Origin of the sequence: Actinokineospora auranticolor, from assembly GCF_002934265.1 — a bacterium.
Taxonomy (GTDB): Bacteria; Actinomycetota; Actinomycetes; order Mycobacteriales; family Pseudonocardiaceae; genus Actinokineospora; species Actinokineospora auranticolor.
In genome coordinates, this window is record NZ_PTIX01000017.1 from 140,887 (window position 1) to 162,165 (window position 21,279).

16 protein-coding genes are annotated in these 21,279 nt (G+C 72.3%); 3 read left to right on the forward strand and 13 right to left on the reverse strand.

Going from position 1 to position 21,279, the window contains the following annotated elements; all coding sequences use genetic code 11:
- Window positions 1-131 precede the first annotated feature (131 nt).
- Window positions 132-434 (forward strand): hypothetical protein, encoded by a 303-nt coding sequence (locus CLV40_RS26305; protein ID WP_104481658.1) that lies wholly within the window; start codon window positions 132-134, stop codon window positions 432-434.
- Here the strand turns inward: CLV40_RS26305 and CLV40_RS26310 are convergent.
- The 3 genes from CLV40_RS26310 to CLV40_RS26320 are packed head-to-tail and all read right to left on the reverse strand — an operon-like array spanning window position 403 to window position 9,501.
- On the reverse strand, window positions 403-7,668 hold the full coding sequence (locus CLV40_RS26310; RefSeq protein WP_219824120.1) for a type I polyketide synthase: 7,266 nt from the start codon (window positions 7,666-7,668) through the stop codon (window positions 403-405). The two genes, CLV40_RS26305 and CLV40_RS26310, sit on opposite strands and share 32 nt — an antisense overlap.
- A 55-nt stretch (window positions 7,669-7,723) precedes the next feature.
- On the reverse strand, window positions 7,724-8,305 hold the full coding sequence (locus tag CLV40_RS26315; protein WP_104481659.1) for an SGNH/GDSL hydrolase family protein: 582 nt from the start codon (window positions 8,303-8,305) through the stop codon (window positions 7,724-7,726).
- Window positions 8,305-9,501, reverse strand: coding sequence for an NAD(P)/FAD-dependent oxidoreductase (locus tag CLV40_RS26320; protein WP_104481660.1), 1,197 nt, complete (start codon window positions 9,499-9,501; stop codon window positions 8,305-8,307). Before CLV40_RS26320 ends, CLV40_RS26315 begins: the two co-directional genes overlap by 1 nt.
- Before the next feature lie 200 nt (window positions 9,502-9,701).
- Here CLV40_RS26320 and CLV40_RS26325 point away from each other — a divergent pair, with 200 nt between their 5' ends.
- Window positions 9,702-10,232, forward strand: a complete 531-nt coding sequence (locus CLV40_RS26325) for a PaaI family thioesterase (RefSeq protein ID WP_104481661.1) — start codon at window positions 9,702-9,704, stop codon at window positions 10,230-10,232.
- A gap of 74 nt (window positions 10,233-10,306) precedes the next feature.
- On the opposite strand, the gene CLV40_RS26330 is transcribed toward CLV40_RS26325, so the two are convergent.
- The 3 genes from CLV40_RS26330 to CLV40_RS26340 are packed head-to-tail and all read right to left on the reverse strand — an operon-like array spanning window position 10,307 to window position 13,970.
- Entirely contained in the window at window positions 10,307-11,998 is a 1,692-nt protein-coding gene (locus tag CLV40_RS26330) for an AMP-dependent synthetase/ligase (RefSeq protein WP_104481662.1), read from the reverse strand.
- A 2-nt stretch (window positions 11,999-12,000) separates the two neighbouring features.
- Complete coding sequence (locus CLV40_RS26335) at window positions 12,001-13,011, reverse strand: LysR family transcriptional regulator (RefSeq protein ID WP_104481663.1); 1,011 nt, start codon at window positions 13,009-13,011, stop codon at window positions 12,001-12,003.
- A gap of 29 nt (window positions 13,012-13,040) precedes the next feature.
- Window positions 13,041-13,970 carry a LysR family transcriptional regulator gene (locus CLV40_RS26340; protein ID WP_104481664.1) on the reverse strand — a complete coding sequence of 310 codons (930 nt, stop codon included), beginning with the start codon at window positions 13,968-13,970 and terminating at the stop codon, window positions 13,041-13,043.
- Window positions 13,971-14,192: 222 nt separating this feature from the next.
- Here CLV40_RS26340 and CLV40_RS26345 point away from each other — a divergent pair, with 222 nt between their 5' ends.
- Complete coding sequence (locus tag CLV40_RS26345; RefSeq protein WP_104481665.1) at window positions 14,193-14,633, forward strand: PaaI family thioesterase; 441 nt, start codon at window positions 14,193-14,195, stop codon at window positions 14,631-14,633.
- A gap of 452 nt (window positions 14,634-15,085) precedes the next feature.
- On the opposite strand, the gene CLV40_RS26350 is transcribed toward CLV40_RS26345, so the two are convergent.
- The 7 genes from CLV40_RS26350 to CLV40_RS26380 all read right to left on the reverse strand — a co-directional run bounded on the left by CLV40_RS26350 (window position 15,086) and on the right by CLV40_RS26380 (window position 21,277).
- Window positions 15,086-15,919, reverse strand: coding sequence for an acyl-ACP desaturase (locus tag CLV40_RS26350; RefSeq protein ID WP_104481666.1), 834 nt, complete (start codon window positions 15,917-15,919; stop codon window positions 15,086-15,088).
- The gene (locus CLV40_RS26355) at window positions 15,916-16,758 is read right to left on the reverse strand and encodes an SAM-dependent methyltransferase (protein WP_104481667.1); all 843 of its coding nucleotides are present in this window, start codon (window positions 16,756-16,758) and stop codon (window positions 15,916-15,918) included. Before CLV40_RS26355 ends, CLV40_RS26350 begins: the two co-directional genes overlap by 4 nt.
- Window positions 16,755-17,009 (reverse strand): acyl carrier protein, encoded by a 255-nt coding sequence (locus CLV40_RS26360; protein WP_104481668.1) that lies wholly within the window; start codon window positions 17,007-17,009, stop codon window positions 16,755-16,757. The genes CLV40_RS26355 and CLV40_RS26360 overlap by 4 nt, the downstream gene beginning before the upstream one ends.
- 10 nt (window positions 17,010-17,019) lie before the next feature.
- On the reverse strand, window positions 17,020-17,523 hold the full coding sequence (locus CLV40_RS26365) for a PaaI family thioesterase (protein ID WP_104481669.1): 504 nt from the start codon (window positions 17,521-17,523) through the stop codon (window positions 17,020-17,022).
- Window positions 17,520-18,311, reverse strand: coding sequence for a ferritin-like domain-containing protein (locus CLV40_RS26370; protein ID WP_104481670.1), 792 nt, complete (start codon window positions 18,309-18,311; stop codon window positions 17,520-17,522). Before CLV40_RS26370 ends, CLV40_RS26365 begins: the two co-directional genes overlap by 4 nt.
- A 16-nt stretch (window positions 18,312-18,327) precedes the next feature.
- Window positions 18,328-19,959: an AMP-binding protein gene (locus CLV40_RS26375; RefSeq protein ID WP_104481671.1), complete on the reverse strand. Its 1,632-nt coding sequence runs from the start codon at window positions 19,957-19,959 to the stop codon at window positions 18,328-18,330.
- Between the two features lie 124 nt (window positions 19,960-20,083).
- On the reverse strand, window positions 20,084-21,277 hold the full coding sequence (locus tag CLV40_RS26380) for a cytochrome P450 (protein ID WP_104481672.1): 1,194 nt from the start codon (window positions 21,275-21,277) through the stop codon (window positions 20,084-20,086).
- Window positions 21,278-21,279 lie beyond the last annotated feature (2 nt).

Sequence of the window (21,279 nt, forward strand, 5' to 3'; positions counted from 1 at the left end):
CCCAGGCCCGGGGGGTGATTTCGTGGGAAATCGCTGGTGCGGGGGCCGGGGTGTGGGGCCGCGAGGCGGGCGACGGCGTCACCGGATCGGGGGATTTCCCGGCGGGGGCGGCCGTGGGCTGGGGATAGCCGGTGGTCCACGCGGTCGCCGGGGCGGAGCCGGTCGGCGACGCGGCGGTCGGGGTGGCCGCGGCGGAGACCGTCGTGGCGGAACCAGTCGGGCCGGCCGGGGCGGAGGCCATCGCGGCTGAGCCGGTCGGGGTGGCCGAGGCGGGGATCGTCACGGCGGAGCCGGTCGGCGTGGTGTCGGTCGGGGAACTGGTGGTCGGGGAAGTGGTGGTCGGGGAAGTGGTGGCGGCGCCGGGGAGGAAGTCGAAGGGGGTGCCGTCGAAGGTCAAGGTGGTCATCGGGGCTCCGGGGTGGTGCGGCGGGTGACGGCCTCGGTGAACTTGTCGCGCATGTCGGGGGTCGTCACGACGGACACGTCGGTCACGCGCTGGAGGAGTTGGCCGTCCGGGCTCTGGATGGACACGTCGACGGTCACGGTCATCTGGGTGTCGCGGAGGTTGTCGACCACCGCGATGAACGGGGTGGTGTCGGGCAGCGGGGCGAAGAACTCCCAGCGGCCCAGCGACAGCGGCAGGCAGCCCGCGTCCAGGAACCAGACGCCCAGCACGGCGGCGGCCTGGAGCACCACGTCACCGAGCACCGGGCTGTGCAGCGCCGACCGGTACGCGCCGAAGCCGACCGGTTCGTCCGCCAAGGCGCACTCGGCGACCAAGCGGCGCGGGTCGTGCTCCAGCACGCGCCGCACGCCTTGCAGCAGCGGGCCGTGGAAGAGGTCCGCGTCCTCGTAGGCCGTCGTCGGGGTGCCGCCGCCGACCTCGTAGGCCCGGCCGCGCGGCGCCGTGGCCACCGTGGCGGACAGGACGAACGTGCCGCGGTAGTGCGACCGCTGGCCGCTCACCACCGACGCGTTGACCAGCAGCCGGTCGCCGTCCACGACGCCCGCCGTGGCCTCCAGCCAGTACTCGGGGGCCAGCGAACCGTCGAACACCAGGCCGCGCTGCACCTCGAAGCCGCGCACCTCGACGACCCGCAGGCCCGGGTTGGCCCGCTCCAGCGCCCCGGCGATCCAGCCGAGCGCGGCGGACGCGGGCAGCACCGGGTGCGTGCCGATCCGGTGCGCGTCGATCACCGGGTCGCCGCCCACGGCCCGCACGTCGCGGCGGGCGCGCAGCGGCGCGGTCGGGCGCGGCGCGGCGGTCTCGGCCAGCGGCGCGGCCGGGCCGACGAGCACCTCGATGTCGCCCAGGTGCGAGTCGGCGAACTGCTCGGCGAACATGGCCGACCCGGTCGCGACCGGCAGCAGCGGGATGCCGCGCGCCTTGAACAGCTCGGACAGCTCCGGCGTCACCATGCCGCCGTCCCAGGCGCCCCAGTTGATCGCGGTGACCCTGCGGTGCGGGGCCGACCGCTTCCAGGTGGCGGCGAGCCTGCCGAGCGCCTCGTTGGCGACGGCGTAGTCGGCCTGGCCGGTGTTGCCGTAGACGCCCGCGACGGAGGCGAACAGGACGATGTGCCGCAGCCGGGACTCGTCGACGGCGTCGAGGACCGCGCGCAGGCCGGTGAGCTTGGGGCCCAGGACCTTGGCCAGGTGCTCGGGGGTCTTGTCGGTGATCACCGCGTCGGCGAGCGCGCCCGCGCCGTGCACCAGCCCGGTGGGCCGGATGCCGTCGAGGGCTTCGCGGACCGCGTCGGCGTCGGTGATGTCGACGGCGAGGTAGCGGACCTGGACACCGTGCTCCGCGACCGCGGCCAGCGTCTGGTGGATCTCGCGCTGGGCCAGGAGTTCGTGGTAGCGGCGGTCGACGTCCTTGGGGGTCACCGGGCCCGCGGCGCGCATCTGCTCGATGAGCCGGGGCTTGAGGTCGTCGGCGTGCGCCCAGTCGGGGAGCTCGGTCAGCGCGGTGCGGCCGAGGAGGACGAACTCGCCGCGCCCCCGGGTGGCCAGGGCCTGGACGCACGCGGCCGTGACGCCCCGGGCGCCACCGGTGACGACGATGACGTCGTCGTCCGCGAGGGTCGGTTCGGCGGGCCCCTCCGGCCGCTCGCTGAACACCGCGGTCCAGCGGTTGCCGAGGCTGTCGATGCCGACCTCGACGGGTTCGGCCGCGGCGTCGTTGATCTCCCGCCAGACCAGTTCGGGGTCGTCGAGCTTGGTGTCGACGGCCCGGCAGAACAGCCCGGGCACCTCGTGCCGCAGGGTCTTGACCAACCCGGCGATCCCACCGGCGAGCGCGTCGGCCGGGGCGGCGGCGCCCTCGTGGCCGAGCGCACCGTCGAGGGCGGTCACGGAGACGAAGGCGGCGCGGGTGCCGCGGTCGATCGTCCGCCGGAGCGCGGGGACGACGTCCTTGGCGAGCAGGAGGTGGCTGGTGAGCAGCTCGACGTTGCCCGCCCAGGTGGCGTCGGTGGGCAGGCCGACCAGGCAGAGGTCGATCTGGTCCACTGTGGACGCTTCCTCGGGTCCGACGACCGTCCACCCGCGTTCCCGCAACGCCTCCGCGTGCCGCGGGGCCGCGCTGACGACGGCGACGGGGTTCTCGGCGTAGCCGCCCGCGGCCTCGTCGACCGGGGGGATGCGGACGAGTTCGAGGTGCGCCCGGCGCGCGGTGGGGTCGTCCTCGGGGTCGTCCTCGGCGCCGAAGTAGCCGATGACGTCGGCGAGGGTGCGGAGCTCGGCGACCTGCTCGGGGCCGACGGCGGGCAGCGACGGGAAGCGCTCGCCGAGGGTGCCGAGGATCTGGACCCGCTTGATGGAGTCGACGCCGAGGTCGGCTTCGAGGTCCATGGTGAGGTCGATCATCTCGACGGGGTAGCCGGTCTTCTCCGCGACGATGTCGAGCAGGGCCGACTTGATGTCCGGGGCCGGTGCGGCCACGGGCGCCGCCGAGGTGTGGTGCGCCTGCTTGACGTCCGATGCCTGCCCGGCGCCGAGGTGCGCGATGACATCGGCGAGGGTGCGCAGTTCGGCGACCTGCTCCGGGCCGACCGCCGGGAGTTCGGGGAAACGCTCGCCCAAGGCGCCGAGGATCTGCACGCGCTTGATCGAGTCGACACCGAGATCGGCTTCCAGGTCCATGGTCAGATCGACCATCTCCACCGGATAACCGGTCTTCTCCGACACGATGTCCACCAGGGCCGACTTGACGTCCGGAGCCGATGTGGCGGCGGGCGCTCCAGCGGTGAGGTGCGCGATGACGTCGGCCAGGGTGCGGAGTTCCGCCACCTGCTCCGGGCCCACCGCGGGCAGCGACGGGAAGCGCTCGCCGAGAGTGCCGAGGATCTGCACCCGCTTGATCGAGTCGACACCCAGGTCGGCTTCCAGGTCCATGGTCAGATCGACCATCTCCACCGGATAACCGGTCTTGTCGGCCACGATGCCGACCAGGGCCGCGCTGATGTCCGGAGCCGGGGCGCCGGTGGGTGCGCCTGCGGAGAGGTAGGTGATGACGTCGGCGAGGGTGCGGAGTTCCGCGACCTGCTCCGGGCCGACCGCCGGGAGCTCGGGGAAACGCTCGCCCAAGGCGCCGAGGATCTGCACGCGCTTGATCGAGTCGACACCCAGGTCCGCTTCCAGGTCCATGGTCAGGTCGACCATGTCCGGGGGGTAGCCGGTCTTGTCGGCGACGATCTCCACAAGGGCGCCGCTGATGTCCGGGGCCTGGGTGGCGGTGGACGGGGCGGCGGTGAGGTGGGCGACCACGTCGGCCAGGGTCCGCAGTTCCGCGACCTGCTCCGGGCCGACCGCCGGGAGTTCGGGGAAACGCTCGCCCAGGGCACCGAGGATCTGGACGCGCTTGATGGAGTCGACGCCGAGGTCGGCCTCCAGGTCCATGGTCAGGTCAACCATGTCCGACGGGTAGCCGGTCTTGTCGGCCACGATGGCGAGGAGGGCCGACTGGAGTTCGGGTGCTTGCGCCCGGGAGGTGGCTGGTTGGGGGGCAGCCGGGGCGGGCGGGGGTGGGGGCTGCTCGAACGCGGGAGGAGTCGAGGCGGCCGGTTCTGCATGGCGGGGTTCCGGGGCGGGTGAGGGGAGTTCCGGGGCCGGGACGGCCGGGGAAGCGGACGCGGCCGGGGCGGGGACAGCCGGGGCAGCGGGGGGCGTGGGGGTGGTGAGGGCGACCGGGGGGAACTGGGCGAGCGACGGGTCCGGCTGGGCGACGCGGCTCGGGGAGAACTCCAGTTCGGTCAAGGCGGCCAGGATCTCGTTGACCCGGATGTGCGCGGCGCCGATCGCGACGCTCTGGTCGGTGATCGCGTCCACGGCGGAGTGCAGGCCGGGGCTCGGGTCCGGGGTGGTGCGCAGCGCGGAGACCAGGCCGTCGGCGACCCGGAGCTGGCCCTCGACGTAGCGGGTGTGCAGGTCCAGGTGGCGGGCCGCGACCTCACCGAAGCCGGTCACGACCGGGTGGTAGGCGTTCGCGGCGGGGAGCGGGTCGGGCACCGGGACGACGGCCGTCTCGGTGGCCACGGCGACCGCCGAGGCCGGGGCGGCGACCGGTGCCGCGGCGGCGCCGTTCGACGAAGCGGGCACCGGCGTGAACGGCGCGGTGGCCGCGGGGGACGTGGGAGCGGCGGCAGCAGCGGACGCGGCGTAGGCGGGAACCGAAGCCGTCGCAGCGGCGGGGAGCGACGCGGAGAGAGCGGACGCGGAGTGGGCGGGAACCGAAGCGGAGGCAGCGGGAAGCGGCTCGGCGGCGGATCGGGACGCGTGCGCGGGAGCCGAAGGGGCGGCGGGGAGCGGCGCGGTGAAGGTGGGGGCGGCGCCGTTCGAGGTGGGCTCCGCGTGGGTCACGACCTGGTACGAGCCGTCGAGGGCGGTGGCGTAGGCGGTGTGGCGGCTGTCGGGGACGTAGTCGCGGCCGGTGAGGGTGACCGTCATCCCCTTGGGCGCCACCACCTCCAGCGGCGCCGCGTCGTGGCGGTTGATGTCGGTGACGGGCGCGCCCACCACCGCCAGCTGGACCGCCGCGCGCTTGAGCGACAGGTCGCTGTCGACCTTCCTGCCCTGGTCGACGGCGATGGTCACCACGTCCGACCCCAGGGTCCGGGTCGCCAGGTCGGTCAGCACCCGCCGGGGGCCGAACTCGACCAGGACGGTGCAGCCGTCGGCCTCCAGGGCCCGCAGGCCTGCCACGAACTCGACCGGGTTGCGCAGCTGCTCCGCGAGGACCGCCCGGTTCTGCTCCACCGACTCGCCGTAGGAGGCGCCCGCGGTGTTGGCGTAGACCGGGCCGGACGGGACCGTCAAGTCCACATCGGACAGATCGGCCCGGAACACCTCCACGGCGTGGCCGACGTGCGAGGTGTGGAACGCCGCCGCGACCGGCAGGACCTTCGCCGTCACACCGCGGGTCTTGCACGCGGCGACGAAGTCGGCCACGGCGATCGTCGCGCCGCCCACAACGACCTGGTCCGGCGCGTTGTGGTTGCACACCGACACCTCGGGGTGGTCGGCGAGGATCTCCTCGACCGCCTCCCGGGTCGCGTCGACGGCGACCATCGCGCCCGCGTCGAAGTCGGCCGACGGCGGCGCCATCGCCAGGCCGCGGGCCCGGGCGAGGCGGAAGAAGTCGGCGTCGGCCAGCGAGCCCGCCGCCCACAGCGCGGTCAGCTCGCCGAAGCTGTGCCCGAGGAAGCCCGCGCACTCCAGCCCCAACTCGGCCAGGAACCGGAACTGCCCCGCGGACAGCGCGCCGATGGCGGGCTGCGCGTACTCGGTGCGGCGCAGCGCCAACTCGCGGTCGGCGTCGGTGGTGCCGTCGAAGGAGGCCGCCGGGTAGACGACCTCGGACAGCAGCTGGCCGGACTCGAAGACCGCGTTGGCCTCGTCGAAAGCACCGCCCAGCAAGGGGTTGTTCAGCACCGCCGACAGTCCCATGTCGACGTACTGGCTGCCCTGGCCCGCGAACAGCGCGCCCACCTTGACCACCGGCAGCGCCCGCCGCCGGTAGTACACACCGGACGGGTGCGTCCACTGCTCGGCGGCCGAGGACGACAGCTGCGCCACGGCGACCGGGAGCAGCTCCTCCAGCGACCCCGCGAACCCGATCCGCGCGTGGTCGGCCGGGATCGGGCCGGATGCCGCAGCGGCGCCGGACTTCAGCAGCGCCAGCAGTTCCTCGCGCGTCGGCGCGTGCCACAGCCAGGCCCGGGCGGTCTCGTGCAGGGTCCGGGTCACCGAGCGGTCACCGGTGGCCTCTTCCAGCACCACGTGGAAGTTGGTGCCGCCGAAGCCCATCGCCGACGCCGCCGCGCGGCGGACCGGGCGGCGCGGGTCGGTGATCCACGGGCGGGTGCGGGTGTTGAGGTAGAAGGCCGCGCTGTCGAAGTCGATCGTGGTGTTCGGCTTGCTGACGTTGATCGTCGGCGGCAGCGTCTTGTGGTAGAGGCCCATGGCCAGCTTGATCAGGCTCGCCGCGCCCGCCGCGCCCTTGGTGTGGCCGATCTGCGACTTCACGCTGCCGATCGCGGCGAAGTGCCGCTCGTCGGTCACCGACCGCAGCAGGTCGTTGAGCGCGGTCAGCTCGGTCTTGTCGCCGACGCGGGTGCCGGTGGCGTGCGCCTCGAACAGGCCGATGGAGTCCGGGGCGCAGTCCGCGTCGGCGTACGCGCGGCGCAGCGCCACGACCTGGCCCTCCGCGCGCGGCGCGTAGATGCTCTTGAACCGACCGTCGCTCGAGGACCCGACGCCGCGGATCACCGCGTACACCCGGTCGCCGTCGCGCTCGGCGTCGGCGAGGCGCTTGAGCGCCAGCATGCCGATGCCCTCGCCGACCAGCGTGCCGTCGGCGGAGTCGTCGAACGGCTTGATCCGGCCGGACTTGGACAGCGCCTGGGTCTTGGAGAAGCACATGAAGCCGAACACGGAGTTCTCCGTGTCGGCGCCGCCGGTGATCATCATGTCCGCGCGGCCGGAGACCAGCTCGCCGATCGCGATGTGCACCGCGGAAAGCGACGACGCGCAGGCCGCGTCGACCGTGCAGTTCATCCCGCCCAGGTCGAGCCGGTTCGCCACCCGCCCCGCGATCACGTTGCCCAGCAGGCCGGGGAAGGAGTTCTCCTCCCACGGCGGGAACGCCTCGGCGTAGCGCGCGGCGATCTGCTCAGCGTCCTGTTCGGACAGACCGCACGCGCGCACGACCTCGCGCAGCACCGGGGTGGACAGCCGCGCCGCCAGCGGGTGCGACAGCGTGGTCGGACCCGCGACGCCGAGCACCACGCCGGTGCGGGACGGGTCGTACCAGTCCGAGCCGACCGCGCCCGCGTCGCGCAGCAGGTCCCGCGCCACGCCGAGGCTCAGCATCTGCACGACGGTGGTGACTTCCAGCTGGTTGGGCGGCAGGCCCCACTCCAGCGGGCTGAACGCCACGTCCGGCACGAACCCGCCGCGGGTGCAGTAGGTCTTGTCCGGCACGGTGGGGTCGGGGTCGTAGTAGTCCTCGACCCGCCACCGCGAGGCGGGCACGTCCTCGGTGCAGTCGGCGGCGTCCACGACGTTCTGCCAGAAGACCCGGTGGTCGCTGGCCATCGGGAACAGACCGGACACGCCGACGATGGCGATGGGCGTGTCGGCCGTGCGGTGCTGCTGGTCGGAAGTCACTAGCGTCCCTTCGGCTGGGCACTGGCCGGGAAGTCCTGAGTGGACTGGTGGCCGGTCAGGAGAGCAGTTCGGCGAATCCCGCCGCGATGGCCCGGTGTCCCGCCGGGCTCGGGTGCATGCCGTCCGGTCCCCACATCGCGGGGTCGCGGGTCAGCGGTGTGTCGACCATGTCGTAGCGCACGACACCCAGCTCGGCGGTGAGCTTGTCCATGAAGTCGTTGGCCGCGGCGAACCGGGCGCGCAGCGCCTGCCGCTGCGCGGGCGCCAGTCCCGGGAGCTTGCCCGGGATGTCGGGCCAGTTGATGGTGAACACCCGGGCGCCGCGCAGGCCGAGGCCGCCCAGGATGTGGCGCAGGTTCCGGCGGAACGCCACCTCGTCGAACGAGCTGCGCACCAGGTCGTTGCCGCCCACCGTGACCCCGTAGAGCGGCGCGTCCGCGCTGAGCGCCCGGGCCAGCTGGTGGTCGATGACGTCCTGGGTGGTGGCCATGTAGGCGCCGGTGTTGACCACCTCGTGCGGGGCGATGCCCAGCGACTCGGCCAGCGGCGGCACCCAGCCGCCGAAGGTGCCGTCCGGCCTGGGGTCGCCCCGACCCTCGGCGAAGCTGTCGCCGAGGGTCAGCAGGCGGACCGGCATCAGGCGCGGCCGAGCATCGTGGCGACGTGGTCGGGGTGGAAGAACTGCTCCCCGGTGGTCGCGCCCGCGATGAGGTTGAAGAACGCCTTGGCGTTGTCCGGGTGCGCGGCCAGCGCGCCGAAGATGACCTCCAGCTGCGCGGGCAGCGCCAGCTCGCCGACGGTGGCGGCGAACTGGAAGGCCGACGCGGTGCGCTCGTCGCGGGCCGCGACGTAGTCGGCGACCGCCTCGTCCAGCGGCCGCTGCCCGGACAGGCCCAGCTCGACCTGGTCGGCCAGCAGCTCGGCGTGCACGAAGGCGTCGCTGATGCCCTGCCCGGTGATCGGGTCCTTGTGGTAGCCGGCGTCGCCGACCAGCGCCCAGCCGGGGCCGTGCGAGCGGCGGTAGAAGTTGTCCGGGTAGCGCATGCCGGTGAAGCGCTCCTCGCGCTGCCCGGCGTCGGCGACCTGCTCGGCGATGTCCGGCACGATGTCCTTGACGACCTGGAGGAAGTTCGCCTCGACGTCGGTGCGGAACTCGTCCCAGCGGTCCAGCGGCTTCATGATCGCCAGCAGCGTGCGGCCACCGCTGGTCGGCCAGACGCCGACCTGCTGGTCCACGCCGATGCGGCTGTGGAAGTCGGTCTTGAGACCGGACCAGTAGGAGTAGTAGACGAACGACGCGGCCGGGATGGTGCGGTAGATCTCCGCGCCGACGGCCTTGCCGACGAACGACTGGCTGCCGTCGGCGCCGATCACGATGCGGGCGCGCTCCTCGGTCGGCTCGCCGCCGCCGGTCGAGCCCTTGACGCCGACCACGCGGTCGCCCTCGAAGAGCAGTTCGCGCACGGTGTAGCCCTCGCGGACCTCGACGCCCGCGGCGCGGGCGCCGTCGAGCAGGATCGGGTCGAGCAAGGTGCGGCGCGGGGCGTAGGTGGCCTCGATGCCCTCGTACGGGTCGGCGAAGCCCGCGATGACGTTCTCGCGGTAGGAGATGACCATCCGGGTGATCGGGGTGACATCGGCGGCCACCAGGGTGTCCAGCAGCCCCCACTGCTTGAGCTTGGCCAGGCCGTACTGCTGGAGGTAGTGGGTGGACACGGTGTCCGCGGGCTGGGTGGCGCGGTCCACCAGCAGCACCCGGTAGCCGCGCCGGGCGAGCAGCATGGCCACCGGCGAGCCCGCGCAGCGGGCGCCGACCACGATCGCGTCATACATGGGTTTGACTCCCGAGCTGGGCTTCGATTGCATTCACCGACATTTCTACGCAAGCCGTCCGAGGCCGGTCAACGCTCATCGGGCATCGCTATCACGCCATCTATCGCGACGATCGAGCCCATTTTCGACCGGCGTTATTTACCGCCCCGCACGGCATCGGTTAACCCGGTGTCCAGAATCGCGTAGTCTACTTCCACGACATGCCTCCCAAGAGCAAGTTCTCCGCCGAAGTGAACGCCGCGCAGTCCGCGCTGGCCGCCGCCGTCGTGGACGGCCGACCCGACTACGAGCGGATCCGCCAGATGGTGGACGCCGTGGTGCCGTTCAACAACCACGTGGGCGTGCGGGTCACCGAGTTGGGCCCGACCGAGGCCGTCGCCGAGGTCGCCGACCTGCCCACCATGCGCAACCACCTGGGCACCGTGCACGCCGGTGCGATGTGGCTGGCCGCCGAGGTGGCCTGCGCCGCCGCCTTCTCCGGGGCCGTCGCGACGCGCATCGCGGCCGTGCAGAGCTTCGTGCTGCGCGAGAGCAAGGTCAGCTTCCTGCGGCCCGCGACCGGTCGGGTGCGGGCCACCGGGACCGTCGAGGCCGCGGTCTGCTCCCGAATCGTGGCGGAGACCACCGCCGAGCGGTACGAAATGACCGGAAAAGCTCTCCTGCACGACGGTAGTGGCACTTTGGTCGGCAAGGTCGATTTCGACTACGTGTGCTGGATGAAAGCCAACTGATAGCACGATCGGCCGACCGCGAATACGCGGTCGGCCGATCGTCATTCACAGCGGTCGAACAAATATGGGAATGATCACGCGGGGCGTTCGGCCGCGTAGAGCGACGCGATCTCGGCGGCGAAATCGGCCTCCACGGCCGCTCGGCGCAGCCGCAGCGACGGGGTCAGGTGGCCGCGGGCGATGGTGAAGTCCCCGGTGATGACGTGGAAGCGGCGGATGGACTCCGCGCGCGACACCAGCTCGTTGGCCGCGTCCACCGCCTCCTGGAGCGCGGCCTCGACATCACCGGTCCACTTCTCGGCGACCGCGGGGTCCACGCTGATCAGCGCGGTGACGTACGACCGGCCCTCGCCGACGACCATGCAGTTGGACACCAGCGGGTGCAGCCGCAGCCGGTCCTCCAGCGGCGCCGGGGCCACGTTCTTGCCGCCGCTGGTGACGATGATCTCCTTGCGGCGCCCGGTGATCCGCAGGTACCCGTCGGCGTCGAGCGCACCGAGGTCACCGGTGTGCACCCAGTCCGGCGCGCCCGTGGCGTCGGGCCAGTAGCCGGGCGAGACGTGCGGGCCGCGCACGAGGATCTCGCCGTCCTCGGCCACCGCGACCGTCGTCCCCGGCACGGGGCGGCCGACCGCGCCGAGCCGGTTCGCGGTGGGGGCGCTCATGGTCACGGTCGAGGTGGTCTCGGTGAGGCCGTAGGCGCCGATCACCTCGAGGCCGACCCCGGTGAAGAAGTCCAAAGTGGACGTGTCGAGCGAGGCGCCGCCGCAGATCATGTGCCGCAGCCGGCCACCGAGCAGCGCGGTCAACCCGTCGACCGCCGGACCGGTCGGCGCGGGCAGGTCGACCCCCGCGCGGACCGCGGCGCCGTACGCGACCAGCTCGGCCTCGACGTCGGCGAACCCGGGGCGCTGCCGGACCGCCTTGCGGATCTTCTCCAGCACGTACGGCACGCCGACCAGGAAGCTGGGCCGGAACACCGGGAGCTGCCCGACCAGTTCGGCCGCGTCGCCGACCAGGCCGGTGCGGGTGCCCGCCCAGGCGCAGCCGAACTGCACCACCCGACCGTAGACGTGGGCCAGTGGGAGGAACAGCAGCGTCGAGGCGCCCTCGGCGAGGAACAGCTCGGGCAGCAGCCGCACGACGTTCACGGCCGCGTGCAGGATGTTGCGGTGCGTGAGCACGCAGCCCTTGGGCGTGCCGGTGGTGCCGCTGGTGTAGACGATCGTGGCCACGTCGTCGGCGCGCACGGCCGCGCGGCGCTGCTCGAACAGGGCCGGGTCGGCGGTGCCCTCGGGGCGCTCCCCCAGTGTCCACACGCGCTTCAGGTCGTCGACGAGGTCGAGCACCACGTCCCGCGCGCGCTCGACGACGAAGACGACCGACGGGGTGGCGTCGGCCAGCACGTGCCGGACCTGCTCGGCGGACGCGGTCGGGTAGATCGGCACGACGACCGCGCCGATCGCCAGCGCGGCGAAGTCGGCGACCGCCCAGTCCACGCCGGTCGGTCCGAGGATCGCGACCCGGTCACCCGCCGCGACACCGGCGGCCAGCAGCGCGCCCGCCACCTCGCGCACCCGGTCGACGAACTCGCCGTGGCCGACGTCGACCCAGTCACCCGCGACCCGGGTGCTGAACACCGGGCGCGCGGGGTCGTCGACCGCGCGGTGGAACACCGCGGCGGTGAGGGTGTCGTGGTCGGCGATCTCGACCAGGGCCGGGACCGACCACTCCGCTGCGACTGTGGGGGCGGTTGTCTCGCGCACGGTCACTCCATTCTGCGGCCGGGGCGGGCCCCGGCCATGGCACGGGCTCGCGTCGTCCGACGCGGCTCCGATCCTCGAGCCCCGGCGGCCCGCTGGGCAACGACCAAGGGGCGAACGGTCGATAGGTCAGCGTGATCACCCGCCGCCAGGCAGCGCAGCAGCGCCCGCACCGGCAGCGTCTCGGCGTCGCGCCGCCACACCGCGTGGATGGCCAGGCTCGGCACGGGGTCCACGATGGGCACGGTCACCAGGCCCGCGAGCCCGTTCTGGTCCCAGCGCGGGGCCGAGGCGAAGCCGACGACCCGGCGGGCGCGCACGGTGGCGGCGGTGGCCAGCGGGTCGTCGATCTCGGCGACCACGGCCAGTTCGGTGCCGGTGCGCCCGGCGATGGCCCGCAGCTCGTCGTACATCGCCGGGCACTGCTCGCGTCCGAAGAGGACGCACGGCTGCCCGGCCAGCTCCCGGAACCGGACCCGGTCGCGGCGGGCCCACGGGTGCGACTCGGTGACCAGGGCCACGAGGTCCACGCGGGACACCTGCGCGGACACCAGGCCGGGGGCGGTCGGCGCGCCGAAGACCAGCGCGACGTCGAGCTCGCCGTCGGCCAGCGCGCGCAGCTGCGGTCCGCTGCGCTTCTCGGTGAGGTCGACGCGCAGGTCCGGGTGCTCGGCGTGCATCCGGACCAGCGCGGGCGGCAGCACCAGCCTGCCCGCGGCGAAGTTGAACCCGACGCGCAGCGTGCCCGCGCGTCCGGAGGCGACCGCGCGGGCCGCCGCCACGGCGCTGTCGGCCAGGTCGAGCACCTGCCGCACCTCGTCGAGGAACACCTCGCCCGCGGGCGTGAGGCTGACCCGGTGCGAGGACCGCGCGACCAGCTCGACGCCGACCTCGCGCTCCAGCCGCTTGAGGTGCAGGCTGATCGAGGACTGGGCCAGGTGCAGCCTGCGCGCCGCCCGACCGAAGTTGTGCTCCTCGGCGATGGCCAGGAACGACACCAGTTGCTGGAACTGCATGGCAGGGGCTCCTCGGGGGACAAGCCTTCCTAACAGGACAGTTCGACGCCGTTGTCGTGGAACTCGATTCCCGCACTATCGTTGAGGACGCAGCCGAGGAAGGCCCGGACGGCCCTGGACTGGTCGCCCGCGCGCCACACCGCGTGCAGGTCGACCTTCGGAGTGGGATCGGTCAGCGGCACCGGCACCGAGCCCAGCCCGCTGGCGCGGGCGTGGTCGCCGCGGTGCGCGGAGACGAACCCGACGACCGGTTGGGTCGCCACCACGATAGCGGTGGCGGCGAGGTCATCAACGTGATCCTCGACCCGTAGCCGGGTGCCGGTGCGCTCCGCGGCGGCCTGGATCGCGTCGTGCATGGCCGGGCTCTGGTCGCGGCCGAACAGGATGCAGCGCTGCCCGGCGAGTTCGGCGAAGCGCACCGACGCGCGGGCGGCCCAGGGGTGCGCGGTGCCGACGAGCGCGACGATCGGGACCGACATCAGGAACCGGTGCGCGAGGTCGGCGGTGTTCGGGGATCCGTGCAGGAACGCCACATCCAGCTCGCCACCGGCCACCGCGGCCTGCTGCGGGCCGGAGCGCTGCTCGCGCAGTTCCACCGCGACGTCCGGGAACCGCTGGTGCATCCGGGCCAGCGCGGCGGGCAGCAGTTCCTGCCAGCCGGTGAAGTTGTAGCCGACCCGGACCTGGCCCACCCGCCCCTGGGCGGCCTCGCGCGCGGCCCGGCCCGCGCGGTCGAGCAGGCGCACGATCACGTCGGCGTGTTCGCGCAGCGCCTCCCCCGCCGGGGTCAGGCGGACCTCGTGCGAGCTGCGCACCACGAGCGTGACGCCGAGGGTGCGCTCCAGGCGCTGGAGTTGTTGGCTCAGCGAGGGTTGCGTGAGGTGCACGCGGGCCGCGGCCCGGCCGAAGTGCAGCTCGTCGGCGATGGCGAGGAAGGACACCAGGTACCTGAACTCCATCGGGCGCTCCCTCCTCCCGTCCCACAGTGAACGAGGTTCGGTAACGCCGGGACGGTCTTCGGCGAACGGTCGGTGAATCCCGACCCACCGATTCGGGGCGGGCGATCACGGCGGCCGATCACGCGATCGGACTCCGCGACCGGCCACGCGCCGTTCACGCGGGCGACACCCGGCGCTGGTCGACTCGGCGGGTCCACAACCTGCGGAGAGGCTTGGGTTCGAATGAGCGCGTCCACCCGGATCGAGGAACTGCGGACCGTCCTGGCGCACGGCGTCACCAGCGGCCAGGGCGTGGGGGTGTCGCTGGGCGTCACCGTGCAGGAGCTGGAGGAGGGCCGGGCGGTCTACTTCCTGGACCCGAACCCGGCGACGATCAACGCGATGTACGTCGTGCACGGCGGTGTGATCACGACCCTGATGGACACCGCGATGGGCAGCGCGGTGTTCACCCGCCTTCCCGACGGGGTGCTCTACACGACGCTGGAGCTGAAGGTGAACTTCATCCGGACGGTCCGAATGGACGGTTCCCGGCTCACCTGCACGGCCACCACCATCCACGTCGGCAGGAGCACCGCGACGGCCGAGGCGCGGGTGCACGACGGCGACGGGAAGCTGGTCGCCCACGGCTCCTGCACGTGCATGCTCTTCCAGCCCAAGGCTTAACCCACACGGCCGCACAGCGTGACCCGCTCCGTATCGGACGGGTGGATCTTAGTCCACAGACGAGGGTTCGTCATTATTTGACAAACCGCAGGTGGGTGTAGTTACCCCTGATCAGGTCATGATCGCGTTTCGTTAGTCCACCCTATCGGGTGACACTCCAGAGTGGGTATTTCCTCGCGGACAAGTCGGTCCAAACCGTACAAACAATGGTGTCGGGGTGGCATCTCCGACGAGGGAAAACCGGGAAGGAGTTCACATCATGGGTGATCTGCTCGGTATCGTCACGGGTCTGCTGAACACGGTGCTCGGCCTGGTCACGAGCCTGCTCGGCGGTTTGACCGGCGGCCTCGGCTGACGGAGCGAAAATGGTCCGGGGCCCCGCGGGGTCAACCACGGGCGGGGTCCCGGACCATTTTCGACATTTCCTCGACAATTGCGTGAACTCCCGGTTATCACGCCGGGAGGGATGTGCAACTGGCGATGAACCGCGTCAGCTCGGCCTGGCGGTCGGACTTGGTGTCCACCGCCCGGTCGATCACCTTGATGAGGTGCTCGTAGGCCTCCGTGTGGTCGTACTTCGCCACGTCGGCGATCTTCAGCGCCCACCGCCAGTAGCCCCGCAGGGTGTCGGCCAGCGGCATCCGGAAACCCGCGATCACGTCCCGGATCGGGTCGACCACGTCGTCGCCGTAGGCCCTGAGGTAGCGGGTGACCACATCGGCCATGAACGTGAAGTGCCGGGCCTCGTCGCGGGACAGCCTGGTCAGCACCGCCTTGAGCACCGGGTCGGCGACCACGTCGCGCAGGTGCTGGTAGTACATCTGCGTGGCCTTCTCCTGCACCAGCGCGTAGGCGAAGAACTGGACCGGGTGCGCCAGGGGCAGCGCGAACTCCTTGCGCCCCTCCTCGGCCAGCTCCGCCCACAGCGCCTCGCGCTCCGCGATCCCCGACGCCACCTGGTACCTGGTCAGCGCGCGGGCGTGGGTGTCCTCTTCGAACGCCCACCGGATGGTGAAGTGGTACAGCTCGCGGTTGTGCACGAACACCGACGGGTCCACTTCGCCGTCGACCGGGAAGTGCTTGTGGTAGATGTCGAAGTAGCCCGGCAGGTGGTCCTCGATCAGCGTGATGAACCGGACCGCGGACACCTCCCCCTCGGACAGCCGGTTGGCGTCGGCGGCGGACCAGTCGAACGCGGTCTCCACGTCCCAGCCCCGGGCCGCAGGGGAGGCGGCCATGAAGCTGTCGACCGCGTCGGCGACCTCGCGCGCGGGCAGCAGGCTCATCGGTGGTTCCCGCAGACGAGCGCGTAGTGCTTGGTCGTGTAGCCCCACCCGGCGTTGGCGACCTCCAGGTAGTGGCTCAGCTTGGCGGCCAGGCCCGGCTCGTGCGCGTCGAGCTTGTCGGCTGCGGCGGCCACGTTGGCGATCCACGCCTCGATGGTGCGGTAGTAGTGCGCGGTCAGGTCGTCCACCGCGACGATGGAGAACCCGGCGCGCTCGGCGCCCGCGACGAGTTCCGACAGCGGGCGCATGTCGCCCCAGCCGAAGATGTCCTCGCGGACGAAGTCCGTGCCCGCCTTGCGGTCGAACGCGGCGTGCACGGCGTCGCTGCGGAAGCAGCTCTCGGACACGTACAGCCGTCCGCCCTTGCGCAGCAGCCCCTTGGCCTTGGCGAACACGGCGTCGAGGTCGGGCATGTGCACGATCGAGCCGAGCATGCTGATCGCGTCGAAGGAGCGCGCGGGCAGGTCCATGACCTCGAAGTGGCCCACCTGGGTGCTGATCAGGTCGGTCACGCCCAGTTCGGCGGCGCGGCGCGCGATGTACTCGTGCTGGCGCGGTGCCGGGCTGACGCCGAGCGCGCGGGTGCCGAACTCCTTGGCCATGAACAGGATCAGCGAGCCCCAGCCGCACCCGATGTCCAGGATCCGTTCACCGCCGCGCAATCCGAGGTGGTTGGCGACGTAGCGCAGCTTGCTCTCCTGCGCCTCGGCGAGCGGCTGCTCCGGGGACGCGTAGAGCGCGGAGCTGTACTTGCGCAGCGGGTCCAGGAACTGGCCGAAAACCTCCGGGTCGAGGTCGTAGTGCTGGTTGGTCTCGGCGTGGGCGGGCGCGGCGGTCACTTGGCGCCCAGCGCCTTCTCCACGACCGCGGCGACCTCCGCGACGGTGGACACGCCGAAGACGTCCTCGTCCTCCAGCTCGATGTCGAACTCGCGCTCGATCTTGGCGATCATCCGCAGCACCTTGACCGAGTCGACGCCCTCCACCCCGCGCAGGTCGGTCTCGGGGGCCAGCTCGGCGGCCGGGACACCGATCTCGGCGGCGGCGATGCCGGTCACGGTGGCGGTGATCTCGGTGAGGCTGGTGGTCATCTCGGTGCTCCTACCGGGGGTTGATGGCGGTGGGGTTGATGGCGCGGGAAAGCAGGTCGACCTCGGCGTCGTCCAGCGTCAGCTGGTGGCGCACCTGGTCGAGGGCGAAGGGCTGGTAGACGGCGGACGCGGTCGCGCACACGCCGCCGTCGGCGTCGAGCACCTCGGCGGAGCCGTGGAACAGCTCCTCCCCGTCCGCGCGCAGCGTCGCGACGCAGCGGTACTCGCGGCCGACGAGCAGCGGGGTGACGAACCGGGTCCGCATCGACACCGTGAACGCGGGCTTGTGCCGCTCCAGCACGATGAGGTTGCCGATCGTCTCGTCGCAGATGACGCCGACCAGGCCGCCGTGCACGACACCGGGGTAGGACTCGAAGCCCCGGTCGAGGGTGAAGCGGGCCAGCAGGCCGTCGGGGCGCGGGTGGAAGGCCAGCCGCAGGCCGTGCGGGTTGTGCGGGGAGCAGCCGAAGCAGCGGTAGTCCGGCAGCACCGACCACGGCACCTGCACGCTCACGCCAGCGCCTCGGCCAGCGCCCGGCGCACCTTGGCGTTGCTGCTCAGGTCGAGGCCGGTCATGCTGCCGAAGGTGCGGCGGATCTTGTCCTGGAGCACGTCCAGCTCGCCGTCGGCGGCGACCTTCTCCAGGAACAGCTCGAAGCCGGTGTCGATGGTCTCGTGCTCTTCCAGGCCCTCGCCGATGCCGGACTTGAAGGTGCTCACCGGGTGCTTGATCTTCGCTTCGGAGCTGTACACGTACAGCGTCTCCAGCACCGAGGGCAGCTCCTCGGGCTTGCGCTCCAGCCGCTTCGTGGTGTAGTGGATGAACTCGCGGGCGTGCCCGGCCTCGTCCCGGCTGGCGCTGAGCAGCAGGCCCTTGAGCACCGGCTCCTCGACCCACGCGGCGACCGCGCGGTAGACGTGGTTCACGGTCAGCTCGGAGATGATGTTGGTGGCCAGCGTCGCGGACGGGCTGGTGCCCGGCGCGTACGGCGCGCGCATGGCGTCGACGGCCCGGTCGTCCACGGACTCGCCGACGCCCGCCAGCCACGAGCGGAACGCGTAGTGGTGCTGGACCTCCTGGTAGCCCCACACCACGGCGAAGGTGGAGAAGTCGTAGTCGTCGACGAACTCGTTGAGGAAGCCGTGCACGGCGGCGATCACGTTGGACTCACCCATGGTCGCGCTCTTGGCCAGGGTGATGTACGCCGGCTTGACCAGGTCGCGGTCGATCGAGTCGACCTGGAGGTCGCTGAGCTTCCAGTGCAGGCGCTCGTAGTGGCGGAAGACGTCGTAGCTGTGCACGGGCACTCCAAGGGGGTTAAGCGGTTTCGGTCACGGAGGTCACGGAGGTCACGAGATCGCGGGCGGCGAGCCGCTGGAACTTGCCGCTGCTGGTGCGCGGGAGCGCTCGGGGCGCGACGAGGTGCACCTCGACGGCAGCCAGGCCCAGTTCGGTGGACACGGCGGTGCGCAGCGCGGTGGCCACGGCGGCGGCCTCGTCGCCCTTGCGGCCGCACTCGGCGATGAGCCACATGACCTCGGCGCCACCGGGGGCGGCGACGGCGACGCAGCGGCCCTTGAAGATCCCGGGCACGGCGCGGGCGACGGCCTCGACGTCCTGCGGGTAGAAGTTGGCGCCGCGCACGGTGATCATCTCCTTGCGCCTGCCGGTGACGAACACCTCAGCGCCGCGCCGGTAGCCGAGGTCGCCGGTCGGCAGCCAGCCGTCCACAAGGGACTGCTCGAGGCCGAGGTAGCCGGGGGTGACCGGATCGCCCTGGATCAGGATCTCGCCGACCTGGCCCTCGGGCAGTTCGGCACCCGCCTCGGGGTCGACGATCCGCAGCCGCACACCGCGCACCGGCTCGCCCACACCCGCGACGGCGCGGGCACCGGGGGCGTCGTGCTCGACCTGGACCGCCCGTCCGCCGTCGGCGAGCTTGTCGCGGTCGACGTGCTCGAACAGCGGCGCGCGGCCCAGCGGCGGGAAGGTGACGGCCAGGGTCGCCTCCGCCATGCCGTAGACGCCGAACATGGTGGACGGGCGGAACCCGGCGGGGGCGAACCGCTCGACGAACGCGCGCACGGTGGCCTCGGAGATCGGCTCGGCGCCGTTGAACGCGACGCGCCAGTGGTCCATGCGCAGGCCCGCCAGGTCGTCGTCGGAGATGGCGGCGAGCTGGTCGTAGCCGAAGTTGGGCATCGCGGTGATCGTGGCGCCGCTGTCGAGGAACTCGCGCAGCCAGCGGGCCGGGTCCTTGATGAACGACAGCGGGGACCAGACGTGGGCCGGGATGCCGATGAGGACGGCGGAGAGGGTGCCGAACAGGCCCATGTCGTGGAAGAGCGGCAGCCAGAAGCCGCCGCCGTCGCCCTGCCCCAGTTGGATTCCCTCGCGGATGGCGAGCAGCCCGGCGACCACGTTGGCGTGGGTGAGGCGCACGCCCTTGGGCAGCGACGTGCTGCCGGAGGTGAACTGGACGATGGCCAGGTCGTCGGGGCCGACCTCGGGCAGCTCGCCCGGACCCGCGGCGTCGGCGGTGCTGATGATCTCCAGGCCCGGCACGGCTTCCCGGAGTCCGTCGGCGAGCGCGCCGAACCGGTGCGACACCAGGATTCGGCGCATCCCCGCGACCTCGGCGATGGCGGCGAGCCGGGCCGGGTAGGCGCCCGCGTGCCGCATACCGAGCGGGAGGGGCAACGGGGTCGCGGCGCCACCCGCCGCGCTCACGGCGAAGAGGGACTGGAGGAACTCGGGGGCGTTGGGGCAGAGGATGCCGACGGGTTCGTTCCGCTCGACACCGCGCGCTACGAGCCCGGCCGCCATGGCGCGGGCGGACGCGGCGAGGTCGGTGTAGGTGATCGACTCGCGCTCGGCCGGGAAGGTGGCCCGCACGTGCGGGTGGTCGGCGGCGACGCCGTCGAGGATCGCGTGCAGCGTGGTGGTCACGGCGGGACTCCTTCGCGGGTCGGGATCAGCGGGTGCCCCGATCGGGCGGGATCGGCGGGTGCCCCAGGTCGGGCGGGAACGGCGGGCGCCCGGGTCTGGCGGACTTCTCGGTGGACTCGCCCGGTCAGCGGAAGCGGACCGGGAGGGATTCGGGGCCGCGCATGGACACGCTGGACCGGTAGCGGGGCGCGGTGTCGAGCAGCTCGTAGTCGGGGGCGCGGCGCAGGAGGCGGTCGAACAGCACGGTGGCCTCCAGCCGGGCCAGCGGGGCGCCGAGGCAGAAGTGCGGGCCGTGGCTGAACGCCAGGTGCTTGCGGGTGCCGCGCGCGGGGTCGAAGCGCAGCACGTCGAGGCGGTCCGGGTCGGTGAACACCTCGGGGTCGCGGTTGGCCGACGCGGCCAGCAGGATCACCCCGGTGCCGCGCGGCAACGACCGGCCGGCGAACTCCAGGTCCCGCATGGCGACCCGGGTCGGGAACGGGACCGGGGTGTCGAACCGCAGGAACTCCTCGACCGCGATCGGCACCAGGTCCGGGTTGTCGGCCAAGACCTCGCGCTGCCGGGGTTCCCGCGCCAGGGCGAGCACGCCGTTGGCGATGAGGTTCATGGTCGTCTCGTGGCCCGCGATGAGCAGCAGCGCGCCGATGTCGCCGATTTCCTTGGTGCTGAGCCGGTCCTCGCCCTCGGCGACCGCGACCAGCCCGCTGAGCAGGTCCGGCCCCGGGGTGCGGGCGCGTTCGGCGATCAGCTCGGTGAAGTACCCGTGGAACGCGGCGACGGCGGCGGCTCGGGCGGACTTCTCCTCGTCGGTGAGCATCGCGTCCGGGTCGAGGCCGCGGCTGATCGCGGAGGCCCACTGGCCGAACACGGCGTGGTCGGCGGCCGGGACGCCCAGCAGCTCGCAGATGGTGGTCAGCGGCAGCCGGTAGGCGATGTCGGTGACGAAATCCGCCTCGCCCCACCCGATCGCGTGGTCGAGCAGGTCGTCGGCGATCTCGGTGATCCGGGTGCGCAGGCCCGCGATGGCCCGTGGCGTGAACGCCTTGGTGACCAGTGACCGCAGGCGGGTGTGGTCCGGCGGGTCCATCAACAAGAAGGAGCCGGGCAGCGTCTTCGGGTCGATCCCGGGGCGGAACGGGTTGATGCCGGAGAAGTAACCGTGACCCCAGTCCGGGTCGCCGAAGATGACGTCGCAATCGGCGTAGTGGGGCACGAGGTGGATGCCGGGCACGTAGTCGTGCAGCCGACCGGCTTCGCGCAGGGCGCGGTAGGCCGCGGCGGGGTCGGCGCGCACCTCGGGGTCGAACGGCGAGACCATGG

Bases quoted from the DNA above. Each gene is read 5' to 3' on its own strand.
- CLV40_RS26315 (WP_104481659.1), bottom strand. From the start codon at position 8,305: ATGCCGGTCCGCCTGCTGACCCTCGGCGACAGCTTCGCCGAGGGTCGG.
- CLV40_RS26320 (WP_104481660.1), bottom strand. From the start codon at position 9,501: ATGTATGACGCGATCGTGGTCGGCGCCCGCTGCGCGGGCTCGCCGGTG.
- CLV40_RS26325 (WP_104481661.1), top strand. From the start codon at position 9,702: ATGCCTCCCAAGAGCAAGTTCTCCGCCGAAGTGAACGCCGCGCAGTCC.
- CLV40_RS26335 (WP_104481663.1), bottom strand. From the start codon at position 13,011: ATGCAGTTCCAGCAACTGGTGTCGTTCCTGGCCATCGCCGAGGAGCAC.
- CLV40_RS26340 (WP_104481664.1), bottom strand. From the start codon at position 13,970: ATGGAGTTCAGGTACCTGGTGTCCTTCCTCGCCATCGCCGACGAGCTG.
- CLV40_RS26345 (WP_104481665.1), top strand. From the start codon at position 14,193: ATGAGCGCGTCCACCCGGATCGAGGAACTGCGGACCGTCCTGGCGCAC.
- CLV40_RS26350 (WP_104481666.1), bottom strand. From the start codon at position 15,919: ATGAGCCTGCTGCCCGCGCGCGAGGTCGCCGACGCGGTCGACAGCTTC.
- CLV40_RS26360 (WP_104481668.1), bottom strand. From the start codon at position 17,009: ATGACCACCAGCCTCACCGAGATCACCGCCACCGTGACCGGCATCGCC.
- CLV40_RS26380 (WP_104481672.1), bottom strand. From the start codon at position 21,277: ATGGTCTCGCCGTTCGACCCCGAGGTGCGCGCCGACCCCGCCGCGGCC.